At 45.8% G+C, this 12,620-nt stretch carries 9 protein-coding genes; 3 read left to right on the forward strand and 6 right to left on the reverse strand.

The features are described 5' to 3' along the window. Positions 1 to 35: 35 nt before the first annotated feature. From Q1V85_RS16120 to Q1V85_RS16135, 4 genes are all read right to left on the reverse strand, one after another. On the reverse strand, positions 36 to 1,271 hold the full coding sequence (locus Q1V85_RS16120; protein ID WP_300601515.1) for an ETX/MTX2 family pore-forming toxin: 1,236 nt from the start codon (positions 1,269 to 1,271) through the stop codon (positions 36 to 38). 46 nt (positions 1,272 to 1,317) lie between these two features. Beyond that, the gene (locus Q1V85_RS16125; protein ID WP_300601516.1) at positions 1,318 to 2,517 is read right to left on the reverse strand and encodes an outer membrane beta-barrel protein; all 1,200 of its coding nucleotides are present in this window, start codon (positions 2,515 to 2,517) and stop codon (positions 1,318 to 1,320) included. A gap of 13 nt (positions 2,518 to 2,530) precedes the next feature. After that, the gene (locus Q1V85_RS16130; protein ID WP_300601517.1) at positions 2,531 to 3,106 is read right to left on the reverse strand and encodes a sigma-70 family RNA polymerase sigma factor; all 576 of its coding nucleotides are present in this window, start codon (positions 3,104 to 3,106) and stop codon (positions 2,531 to 2,533) included. Between the two features lie 155 nt (positions 3,107 to 3,261). Continuing rightward, positions 3,262 to 5,043 carry an ABC transporter ATP-binding protein gene (locus tag Q1V85_RS16135; protein WP_300601518.1) on the reverse strand — a complete coding sequence of 594 codons (1,782 nt, stop codon included), beginning with the start codon at positions 5,041 to 5,043 and terminating at the stop codon, positions 3,262 to 3,264. An 88-nt stretch (positions 5,044 to 5,131) separates the two neighbouring features. Between Q1V85_RS16135 and Q1V85_RS16140 the strand changes: the two genes are divergently transcribed. Then, the gene (locus Q1V85_RS16140) at positions 5,132 to 5,824 is read left to right on the forward strand and encodes an ROK family protein (RefSeq protein WP_300601520.1); all 693 of its coding nucleotides are present in this window, start codon (positions 5,132 to 5,134) and stop codon (positions 5,822 to 5,824) included. 266 nt (positions 5,825 to 6,090) lie between these two features. Here Q1V85_RS16140 and Q1V85_RS16145 read toward each other — a convergent pair whose 3' ends face one another. Next, positions 6,091 to 8,292 (reverse strand): hypothetical protein, encoded by a 2,202-nt coding sequence (locus tag Q1V85_RS16145; RefSeq protein WP_300601521.1) that lies wholly within the window; start codon positions 8,290 to 8,292, stop codon positions 6,091 to 6,093. 100 nt (positions 8,293 to 8,392) lie between these two features. Next, complete coding sequence (locus Q1V85_RS16150; protein ID WP_300601522.1) at positions 8,393 to 10,636, reverse strand: hypothetical protein; 2,244 nt, start codon at positions 10,634 to 10,636, stop codon at positions 8,393 to 8,395. Between the two features lie 216 nt (positions 10,637 to 10,852). On the opposite strand from Q1V85_RS16150, the gene Q1V85_RS16155 reads away from it, so the two are divergent. Both Q1V85_RS16155 and Q1V85_RS16160 read left to right on the forward strand, forming a co-directional pair. Next, positions 10,853 to 11,530: a response regulator transcription factor gene (locus tag Q1V85_RS16155; protein WP_300601523.1), complete on the forward strand. Its 678-nt coding sequence runs from the start codon at positions 10,853 to 10,855 to the stop codon at positions 11,528 to 11,530. Positions 11,531 to 11,569: 39 nt separating this feature from the next. After that, positions 11,570 to 12,619: an ATP-binding protein gene (locus Q1V85_RS16160; protein ID WP_300601524.1), complete on the forward strand. Its 1,050-nt coding sequence runs from the start codon at positions 11,570 to 11,572 to the stop codon at positions 12,617 to 12,619. Position 12,620 lies beyond the last annotated feature (1 nt).

A 12,620-nucleotide genomic window follows, 5' to 3' on the forward strand; every position in this document is an offset into this window, starting at 1 on the left:
AATTTACTAATTTAAAAGGACGACAAAAATTGCTACTAAAAACTAAACGTAGTTTTCGGGACTTTAGATAATGTAGAGGTACGTAATGTTTCCCCTGTATCTAAAGATTTTTCTACCAGCGCCACTTTAACATCAGTACATGAAATACCTTCCCATGTACCATCCACTGTTAATAATTTACCTGTATTTATACCACGCAAGGTTGCTTTGTATTTCATATTAATAAGATATCTGCCAACCGTGGCGGTAGCTGTAACACTTGTCCTGGGAGCCACGTTTATTGGAAAATTATAGGTTTGAGCGTCTTCATTTGTTTCGGTCTTACCATAAGTTGCACTATGATTTGCTGATACAGTTGTTTGAATTCCTCCATTGAAAAAAGGAACTTTAACGTTAAGGTTCACTGATAATGTAAGAGAACCTCCTGTTGTTTGAGAAAACGAAGATGTTTGAGTTGCTCTTTGAGAGAAAGAAGTGGACATACTTTGCTGAATAGAAGTATTATTGCTATAAAACCATTGAGTTATGAAATCCGGTTGTTGAGAAACGGTGGCATATGCGTCATTAAAATATTCAATATCAACAATTTCGAATTCATCAGCGGGCCTTATTTCAAATTCCTGACGACCAGTGCTATAAGCCGTGCTGGCGTAAATATTATCACCAGTTAAGCTACATCCCAGTAATCTGTTGGATCCAACATTTTTTAATACATAGGAACCTGGATGATTTGTCGCTCCACTTAGTATTCTCCAGGAATATAACGGCTCTGATGGGAATACTGGCTCTGATACAATATCAATATCTTTCACTATTAAAGTTGTATCGCCCACCCAAGCACTGGGTTTATCAATCCCTGAGACTCTGGCCTCCATAAAACCACTACCGGCGGCTCCGATGATTCTATAAAACTGCAAATTCCCTTGAGGATCTATTCTCAAATAATAGGCTTGCTTACTTTTAAGATATTCATAAGAATATCCACTTGATGAAGCATCAGCCTCTGTATATTTAGAAGCAAATTTGAAATCTGATTTGTAATCTGTTCCTAGAGGCCAAAACGTTAAATACATTTTCCCGGAATTATTTTCCTTTACTATTATGTGTACTGGAAAGTCTACCAGATCAGAAAATGTTGATGTTACATCATTCAATTGGGTAATTGATGTTGCTGCTCGTGCTGTAGCTTGCTGACGAAATTCTACATTCTTGTTACAGGAAATAAATAAGATGCTAATACACAGGAATGAGATTGTTAAGTAGTTGTTCATTGTAGTTGGTTTTTTAAAGATTATAGTATGGAATTAATATGTTGCATTACAAGTCTTTTTTAATGGAGATCTGTGTGCCTACCCCGCCCAGGCTTAAATTACCATACCCAATCTCACCCATCGGGATCTTTACATAGGGAGCGATCTGTACCGATACATGCTCCCATCTTTGCTCGTAGCCGATCGAAAGGTTGGCTACCGCATATACACTTTTTCCTTTGCCAGATACATCCCGGTTGATGGGCACCGGCCCTTCACCCCGGTCAAAATCGTAGATATAACTCTGTTTTACGATCACGGTTGGCGACACACCGGTACTTACAAATGCCTTGTTCTTTTTGGAGGCCACTACGTCATAGCGTACGTTTACCGGCACATCGATCATGGTACAGGAGCCTTCGATATTGGAAACCTTGGCGGATACCGGTTTGCCGTTGGGGTTGAAGTCTGCATTGTTCACATCGTAGGTCATGGATTCGTATACCACACCTGATTCTACAGAAAAACGCGATTGTCCCAGCTTACGCTGTACCAGCAGACCGGCGTTCAGGCCTGGCTTTTTAGATACATCTCCCCGCACCATTCCCAGGTTGGAACCGGCAATGAGCCCCACCTGCCAGCGGCTGTTTGCCGTTCTTGCCGGCGTAGCTCCTTCTGTCAGGAACGGATTATAGTTCCCGGGAACTGCCGGGCGCCCGCCCGTAGATTTATCACGCAGTGAAAAATAGGGCCTCTGTGGTTGGCTGCTATCCGCAGGGCGGTGTTCCGGTGCGACTCCGGCATTTTTAAGCGGAGCCGGAAACGTCTGTCCGTTGTTTGCCTGGGAGCGTTCGCTCCTTTCCAGGGGAACCGTTATCCCTCCCGGTATAATTGTATTCAAAGAACGAAGCGCCTTCTCATCATTTTCTGTAGCCGCTGTCACAGGGAGTTGATCTGTAGCCGCAGAAACAATCGAATCTTTTTTAAAGACATCCGAAGCCATACCTGCTACGGATGAACTGCCTGCAAGTCCTGTCAACGGATGCTGTTGAAGCATCCATACCAGTCCCGCTATGGCCAGCAACAGGCAGGCGGCAGCCAGTTGCCAGAAGCGTCGCAGCACCGGGGGACGGCGTTGCCCGGCATCTTTTCCGGCGGGAAGCATTTTTGTTTTATAAAAATCATCCCATGCACCTTCCGGGGCGTCCGGATGCTGAAAGCGGCTGGCTGCATCGCGAAAGAGTTTATCTAACGCTTCATCGTCCATATTTGAAAATTTTTTATTCATTTAGCTGCTCCAGCATTTCCCTGAGATTTTTACGGGCCTTCATCAAGTTGGATTTTGAAGTGCCAACCGATATGCCCAATGTTTGTGCAATTTCTTCATGACTGAACCCTTCAATGGCAAACAGGCTGAAGGTGGCCCGGTAAGCCGGACTTAATTTCTGGATCAGTTTTACCAGGTCCAGGTACGCCATATGATCTGCCATAGTTCCGGATGCGGCTGCAGGCAGCTCTCCGGGGCCGGTATCAACCCGCTCTGCTTTTCTTTTAGCAGACTGGTAGTGGTTGATGCTTGTATGAATCATTATTTTCTTTAACCAGCTCATGAAAACTTTTGATAAATGTTCCTGGTCCTCCGGTTCCTGAAAATGGGCCATGCCCCTGAATACTCTTACAAATCCGTCGTTCACCATTTCCAGCGCCTCTTCCCGCGAAGCGGTATACCGCAGGCATACGGAAAGTGAAAACCCAAAGTATTGCTCATACAACCGCCGCTGCCAGGAGGGTATACCCAACTTACAGCCACCTACAATACTTGACAGGCTATACTCGGTCTTCGGCGGTACTGACAAACACTATGTATAAGGTTACGAAATGGTTTATATATAAGTACATACAGCAAATTTCCGGGGCAGGTTGCCTCGGTTAACAATTTTTTTTTATTTTCAGGAGCCCGGAGCGCGGATAGACTAAAACAGAGTGCATCACCGGTATACGGGAATAGGGTTCAGGCAGAAACCTGCCCGGCCTGCTGCTCAAACTGCATTTTATGCAGGCGTGCATAAAACCCGTTCTTTTGCATCAATTCGTCATGGGAGCCCATCTCTACCAGTAAACCCTTGTCCAATACAATTATTTTGTCGGCTTTGCGGATGGTGCTTAACCGGTGGGCAATAACAATGGAGGTGCGGCCTTTTACCAGCGTTTCGGTGGCTTTTTGTATGAGCAGTTCACTTTCTGTATCAATGGAGGAAGTTGCTTCATCCAAAATGAGGATGGAAGGATCATATAGCAGGGCCCGGATAAACGAAAGCAGTTGCCGCTGTCCCAGCGATAAGGTGGCACCCCGTTCCTTAACATTGTAATCGTATCCGCCTGGCAAACGCATAATAAAATCGTGCATATCGATCATCCTGGCAGCGGCGATCACCTGCTCCTTTGATATCTCCGGGTTCCGGAGGGTTATATTGTCCAGAACCGATCCGGAGAACAGGAACACATCCTGGAGCACCACACCAATATTTTTACGAAGGTACGCGGGTGACAACGACTGTATGTTCCGGCCATCTACCCTGATGGTGCCCTTTTGAATGGTATAAAAGCGGTTCAGCAGGTTGGTAATCGTGGTTTTACCACTGCCGGTATGCCCCACGATGGCCACGGTTTCGCCCTGCCGGATGTGGAAGCTCAGGTTTTTGAGCACCCATTTGTCATCCACGTAGGCAAAAGAAACATCTTCAAAATCAACGGTACCTGCTACCCGGTGTTGCGGATCCTGGTATCCGCCTGCAGGCGGCTGATCCGTATCCGGGTTGTCCATTACCGTAAACACCCGCTCACTGGCAATGATGCCCATCTGTACCGTATTAAACTTATCGGCCAGCATCCGTAAGGGGCGAAACAGCAGGTTGAGGCAAAGGATAAAGGATACGATCACTCCCTGCTGCCCCTGTTTCAGATCCAGGGCTTCGCGGGCCGTGTACCAGATAATAAGCCCGATCGAAAGCGCCAGTACGATTTCGATGATGGGGAAAAAGACCGAATAGGCAAAAATGGACCGGATGTTGGCATCGCGGTGTTGTTTGTTAATGGTATTGAACTTGTCAAATTCTTTTTCCTCTGCATGAAAGGCCTGTACTACACTCATACCGGATAGATGTTCCTGCACAAAGGCATTGAGCGCGGCCACGGCATTGCGTACCTTAAAAAAAGAACGGTTAATGCTTTCCTTAAAATAATACGTGGCAATGATCATGATCGGGAACGGAATCAGCGCGATCAGCGTCAGTCTCCAGTCGATCCAGAACATATACAGCAATACACAAAGAATCGAAAGCAGGTCGGCTATAATCGGGATCAGTCCGTCAGAAAAGATCTCGTTGATGGATTCGATATCATTGATGGTACGGGTGGTAAGCGTGCCGATGGGCGTGCGGTCAAATTGCCGCAGGTTCAGACGAAGGATCTTTTTGTAGATAGCGTCCCGCATGTCTTTTACTACTGCCTGTCCCAGCCAGGCCGTAGTAAAGGAAAAGGAGAAGCGCATGACGGTTTCAATCAGGATGATCACCAGTTGGAGCAACGTTACATAAACCACCATCCGGGGAATGGAATGCGTAATATAATCGTCTACCGTAAGCTGGATCAGCATCGGCCGAACGGGTGTAATAAGGGCCAGAAGGATTGCCAGTACAACAGACAGGTAAAATTTTTTCTTATACGGTGCTGCGTATTGAAATACCCGCCTGACCTTTGAAACGTCAAAAAATGCCTTTTTTGAATCTGCCATGGGCCTGCAAGATAATTATTCTGGAGACAATTTTTTTTTAAGACCCGTAAACTTATCTATCTTTCATGCTTCTAAAAAGAAAACGTATATGGCATCCATCACATTGGCTATTGATATTGGCGGTTCCAAGGTAAAGGGCTGTACCCTCAATGCGCAGGGTGAAATGGTGCAGGATTATATCAAACAACCAACGCCTGTTCCGGCCACACCGGAGAACCTGGTGCATACGATCAAAGAACTGGTGAAGGATTTCAAATACGACCAGGTGTCGGCAGGGTTTCCCGGTTATGTGCGGAATAATATCGTGTATACGGCGCCCAACCTGGGTTCGCAATACTGGAATAAGGTAGACCTGGCCGCATTGCTTTCAAAAGCACTTGGAAAACCGGCACGGGTGGTGAATGATGCGGATATGCTGGGGCTGGGCTGTATTGCCGGCAAGGGATTTGAAATGATGATCACCCTGGGCACGGGTTTTGGTACGGCGTTCTTCCTGGATGGAAAGCTGTTGCCCCACCTGGAGATCGGGCAACATCCCTGTATTAATAATAAGACCTATGATCAGTATATTGGCCAGCGGGCTTATGATGACCTGGGAAAAAAAGAGTGGAATAAACGGCTGCATGCGGTATTAAAAATCCTGCAAACCACATTTAATTACGATCATTTGTTTATTGGCGGCGGACTGGCCAAAAAAATAACGCTTGAACTGAAAGACAATATGACCATCGTTTCGAATATCGATGGCATTGACGGTGGCGTGCAGCTTTGGAAGCAGTGATTTTTTTGTTTAAAGTTCCAGGTTCCACGTCACATCCTGATTTACACTCGAAGACCCGCACCGTTCCCGGTTTCACCTTTTTACATTGGATCCAGTCTCAAGGGCCAGGTTGAAGCCGTTTTTTATGTTTGATGTGTTTTTGGGGGTTCAACATCGAACGTCAAAATGTCTAATCGCTGATTGCTGTGAATGTCGAATAGAAGAAAAATCACGAGGCGGTAACGAAATCTTCATTTTCACATTTTCACATTTTCAAATTCGCACATTTACAGATCCTCTTCCCCCGTTTCTTTTTTGTATGCCTTGATGAATAAAGCGCCCAGGTTTTTGTACGGCGGAATATAATCCTCCATACCGGTAATATGGGCTGCTGCCCTGAATTCTTTCCAGAAGGGAATCCAGTCGATATCTTTTTTATTTCTTAAAGTTTCCAGGAAGATCCGGATAAAAGGCAGGTTGATATCCCGGTAACCTGTTTGCTTGGACGAAATGATATGGGCGTCGGATGAGCGCCTTAAGATCGAGTCGATGAGATTAAAGCCACCACAGGAACCCATAAATACCACCCGGTTGGTAGGACTTACATAGCCCACGCTGGTCATGGCATGATAGCTGTGCCCCCGGTGGAAGGTAACCGTGGGCGACAGGTTATTCTTTTCCAGGTAATCCTCCATGGCTGTTTGAGCCACATAGTCCTGGTCGTCTTCATTGGGCAGGGGCCGGTTGGCATATACATACACCGGAACGCCGCTGGTGGTTTTAGCTACCACAAACTTGCTGTTGCTCTGATCCAGCTTCCATTTAGGATCTGAAGAGAACGTCCGTACAAAAATGTCAAAGTCCATTTTTCCGTCATCATCCCCGTAAAAGAACATTTGAGTGATCACTTCTCCTTTTTCGTTGGTCAGGTTGGAGAAAGGCACCATATAAACCGGCGGAATACCCAGTTCTTTGGTAAGGTCGATATTATTGGCAGGATTGGCCGACATAAACAGCTTGGAGAGGATGGTATAAATGGCAATACCCCGTTGGTTGCCATTGCGCCGGTTACTCTCCAGGTTCCGCTTAATATTGGCCAGCATCTGGCGTGCCAGGTCCGGCAGGGTTTCATAAAGGCTGGCATAGGAATCGGCCACATCCACCCCGTCTTCCAGCCCTTTGGATTTTTCCAGTCCGCTGGCAAATGCGGTCATCAGGTCCTGGGCATGCGCTTCACTTTTGAAAGTAGTGAAAAAATTCTTCAAGGTGTTATACGAGGCTGCCTGGCTGATAAATTTACGGTAATGGTCAAAGGTAACACTCACCAGCAGTGAATCTCCCCGGTTGTTGATTTTGCTCATCATCAGGGGATATACACCACTTACATAACTACTGGTATAAATCAACCCATCAGACAATACGGCCAGGTAGTACAGCTCCTGTGCATTCAGGGGCTGCAGGCATTTAAAGCGAACTGCGTTTGGCGACTCATGCAAGCCGTTGATTTCCGAAATAAAGTCCTCCGCGGCCTTCCGCTCCAGTCGCTTGGTTAATTCAGCGTACCCGATGGCGGTGTCGCCGGCAAGTGCCCGCTTCGTGTAATCAATCTGGGTATTTACCAGCAGGCGGTAATATTTATACCGGTCATCCTTGGCAGCATCCAGCTGGGCGGTTGTAATCTTTCCTTTTACCAGGTTGTCCAGGAAGGGAAAATAGATCTGACCGCTTTTTTGCTGGGATAAGGCTACTACCGTTTTTACAAATTCGTCGTTCTGAATAGACCGGATCTTATAGCCCAGTTTATTATTGGCCTGAGCATAGGAATACAGTTGTTCAGGATATTGTTTCCCTGCTACTTTTATCAGGCTATCTGCTGCAGGAGCATCCGGGTAATCTGTAAGCGCAATAAATGTTTTGTAAGGGTATTGCGTACAATACTTAACCAGTAAAATATCTTTTATTTGTTTATAGCTGGGGTTTTCCTCAAAGATGCGGGGCAGGGTGGCAGTGTACACAATATCGTAGGGAAAGTACGATACATAAGGTACCAGTGATTCTTTTTTCTGATTGGCATCGATCAGTTTCTTATACAGTGCAATGATCTGGTCAAAATGGGTAGGACGCACCTCTTTTTTTAACCACCCGGTACGCATATGACTTAAAATGGCCACTAATCCGGAAAGATAGCCGGTTTTCATACGGTTATCAATACTGGGTTCCGTTTCAATTTCGTATTGGAGCCAGTCTACTTTTGTAGTAATCGCTTTTGTGGCGATCTGGCTGGCGCTTTCATTATTATCAATGGTAAATGTGTCGTTTGCTTTACCATCGCTGCCCAGCAACAGTTTCTGCTGCTTATTTACATTGTCGTGGGCCAGTTGCCGGGTAATGGGAACTGTATATTCGGGTATATTGCCATTTTCTGTTTGTGAAAATGCCTGGGTTACGGACGCAATTACCAATCCTAAAACAAAAGCCGATCTTTTCATAAAAAACGTACTAAAAATTCATGCGATGCGCAAAGCTACCCCCTTTTTGTGCAGTAAGGAAGCTTGCGATGATCTTTTAACAAAACCAAGACGCAAAAAATCAGATATCGGTTTCCCCGGTTTCTTTTTTATAGGCTTTTATGAAAATGGCTCCCAGGTTTTTGTAGGGGGGGATGTAATCTTCAAACCCCGGAACATTGGCCCGGCCTTTAAATTCCTTCCAGAAGGGGATCCATTCGATGTCTTTTCCTGTGCGGAGTTTCTCTGTTAACAACAGAAAGAAGGGTTTGTTAATGGCTGTTTTGCCAATTTGCTTGGAGGCGATGATATGGGCATCTTCCGATTTTCTCAAAATAGAGTCGATGAGGTTAAAACCGCCACAGGAACCCATAAACACCAGCTTTGATGTGGGCGACATATAATCGATCGTAGTAGGTGCATAGTAACTATGGCCCCGGTGAATGGTAACCGTGGGATACAGGTTATTTTCTTCCAGGTAAGCGTTCAGTGCACGCTGGGCCTTGTCATCCTCTCCCTTTGTTTCATCCAGCGGCCGGTTAGCGTAAATGGAAACCGGGTTGCCCTTGGTGGATTTGATCACCACCCATTGCTTATTGCTGCGGTCGATTTTCCAGTTGGATGGGTTAAACATATTCAGAAAACCGTTAAAAATATTCCGTCCGTCCTGATCTCCATAAAAGAACACCTGGCTGATCACTTCCCCTTTTTCATTTGCCAGTGTACTGAAACTGATATCGTATACCGGCGGAATACGAAGCTCTTTGGTAAGGTCGATCCGGTTGGAAGAGTCGGCGGAGAGAAAAAGATAATTCAGGATATTGTAGATGGCCACGCCTTTTTTATTACCTGCCTGTTTATTACGGGCAAGGTTTTCTTTTACATCGCTCAGCATCTGGCCTGCCAGGTCCGGGAGGGTTTCATAAACGCTGGCATAGGAATCGGCTACATCCACCCCGTCTTCCAGCCCCTCTGTTTTTTCCAGGTTGCTTACAAAAGAAGTCATCAGTCTTTTTGTGTCGTCCTTATCCGCAAAGGTGCTCAGAAAATTTTTGAGGGTATTGTAGGAGGCGGCCTGGCTGATAAATTTTCGATAATGATCGAAATTGAGGTTTTTCAGCAATTCGTCGCCTCTGTTGCGGGCCTTCCGCATCATGAGCGGGTATACGCCATTGGTATAACTGCTGGTATAGATCAAACCGTTGGTCAGTACTGCCACATAATACAGTTCTTCCGCACTCAGCGGCTGAATGGCGCGGAAGCGGATGGCATCCGGGCGCTCGTGCAGCCCGTTGATGGGCGCTACAAACTCATCTTTGGCTTTTTGCTCCAGTTTGCTCAAAAGACTCCGGTATCCGATCGCAGTATCTCCCGCGGAAGCCCGTTTTGAATATTCGATCTGGGTTTTTACCAGCAGGCGGAAATATTTTACAGGATCATTCTTAACGGCGTCGATCTCCTTAATCGTTAATTTATCGGAGGAAATGAGGTCCAGGAACGGAAAGTAGAACTGCCCGCTTTTATTATCGCTTCGCGCCATACCCACAATGCTTTTTATAAGCGCATCGTCTTCAATATTCTGGATCCTGTAGCTGAGTTTATTATTGGCCTGGGCATAATCGTAGAGTTGCTGGGGATATTTGTGTGCCATTACCCGAATCAGGCTATCGGCATACGGAGAGTCCGGGTTGGTCCTCAACGAGGCAAAGGTCTTTTGCGGATACCGCTCGCTTAATTTCAGCAGGAGCACATCTTTGGTGTCGTTGTAGCCAACATTGTCTTTAAACACCCGGGGCAAAATGGCGGTATAGGCCACATCATACGGAAGATTGCGGATCAGGGGCGCTATGGACTGTTTGTTGCGGTCGGCAGCGATGCACTTTTTATACGTGGCAATGATCTCCGGCAGGTAAGCCGCATCCACGTCGCCCCGTCTCCATCCTGTTTTTACATACCGTAGGATTTCTGAAAGTCCCAGAAGATAATTCGCTTTAAGTCGTTGATCCATAGTAGGATCTGTTTCTATTTCGTACTGCAGCCAGTCAACCCTTTTGGTAGCGGCATCGCCTGCTGCGGCATTTACGCGTTCGTCTGCGGAAACGTTCAGCTGGGCATCGGCTTTACCATCGCTGGCCATTAATGCCTTTTGGTCGGCATCCACCGTTTCATGAAGCTTTAACCGGATCATTGCAGGCGTATAGGCCGGAATGGTGTCTACCACTTCAACAGGTGCCTGTTCCCGCTTTTTTTTTCTTTTGGATCTTCTTTGTGCATCGGCCTGCACAGATAATAATAGCAGTAAAAGGAACGGTATAAGCTTCTTCATATACATTTAATCACAAATTACACAGCCTGGTAAGAATATTTGGTTAAAAATCATGCAAAATTTATACCATGATACCCGCAGGATAAAACCAGGCAGTTTTCAGCGTAATTTTATGATGATGATTAGATTAATTTATTATTAACTCTCTTCAATCAGACCTGCAGAAAGGCCGTATATCAAAAAAATACGGTTAGGTTTGCTTTAAATTTCTGTTAAATGGATAATAAAGGGTATAAAATTCTCGTTGCGGATGACGAACCCGACATTCTCGACATTTTATCTTATAACCTGATAAAAGATGGTTACGATGTAACCACGGCCAGGGACGGTGAAGAGGCAATTGACCTGGCAAACAAGGTAAAACCGCATCTGATCATCCTGGATATGATGATGCCGAAAAAAACCGGTGTGCAGGTATGCCAGGTATTACGGGCCCAATCGACTTTTAAAGATACCCTGATCATGTTTTTGACCGCGCTTAATGATGAATCTACACAAATCCGCGGGCTGGAAACTGGAGCAGATGACTATGTAAACAAACCCGTGAGCCCGAAAGTATTGCTGAGCCGGGTGAGCGCACTGCTGCGCCGTATTCATAAAGACGATAATAAAGCCATCAAAGTGGGACCGGTAACCATTGATCCGGAAAAATTTGTGGTTTTGAACGGAGATAAAGAGATCATCCTGGCCAAAAAGGAATTTGAGCTGCTATACCTGCTGGCGTTAAAGCCCGGGCGCGTGTTTTTAAGGAATGAGATCCTGAACGCGATCTGGGGAAATGACGTAATTGTGGGCGACCGTACCATTGATGTGCATATCCGGAAAATACGGCAAAAGCTGGAGCTGGATTGTATTACAACGGTTAAAGGCGTGGGATACAAGTTCGAAGTATAGGATGGTATCTGTTTCCGGAATGATTTTAATGGCTTGAGCATGTTTGACCCTAAAAACCTTTCACCAAGAAAATTATCGTTTTATACGGCATTGGGTCTGGCAGCTCCCATCAGCCTTATCGATTATGTATTTGAACAGAAATGGCAACCCGCCGTTGCTTCGTTCTTTGTGGTACTGATCGGCGGATTTCTGCTGGTTAGTTTTGTACTGGAACGGTTTATTTACCGTAAGATCAAGGTTATTTACAAGTTTATTTATCAAACCAAGGCCACGCGGCGGCAGGAAACCTATTATAAATACATCCTTCCCAAAAAAAGCCTGGATGAGGTGGCGGTAGATGTGGAGACCTGGGCGCAGGAGAACCAGCAAAAAGTAGCCACACTGCAGGCCAATGAAGAGTTCCGGCGGGAATTTCTGCAAAATCTTTCCCATGAATTTAAAACCCCTGTTTTTGCCATACAAAGCTATGTGGAAACGCTTTTGGCCGGCGATATGGTAGATCCGTTGATCAGCCGGAAGTTCCTGGAAAAAACATCCACGAATGTAGAGCGGCTGACCAACCTGTTGCAGGACCTGGATGAAATCTCCAGCCTGGAACGCGGGGAAATTACCATTGTAAAACGGAATTTTATTATACAGGACCTGTTGAAGGATTCTTTTGAGGGCATTTCGATAAAAGCCGAACAGAAAAATATTCATTTCAGCATTAAAAAAGGCTGCGAAGGTCCGATTATGGTCAATGCCGATAAGGAAAAGATCCGCCAGGTGGTAATCAATCTGCTGGAAAATGCCATTAAGTATGGGAAGATTAACGGCAGTATTAAGGCCGGTATTTATAAAACCGATGACAAACGGATCCTGGTGGAGATCAGCGATGATGGTGTGGGAATTACTGAAAAAAGCCTGCCCCGGATCTTTGAGCGTTTTTTCCGCACCGAAACGGGTCGTAGTATGGATATCACAGGCAGCGGCCTGGGTCTTGCTATCTGCAAACACATTATTGAAGCACACCAGCAGACGATCCATATCCGCAGTACAGAAGGGGTAGGCACAACCATTGGGTTTACCCTGGCGGCGAAAAAAGATTGAG

This window comes from Niabella sp. (assembly GCF_030150205.1).
Classification (GTDB): domain Bacteria; phylum Bacteroidota; class Bacteroidia; order Chitinophagales; family Chitinophagaceae; genus Niabella.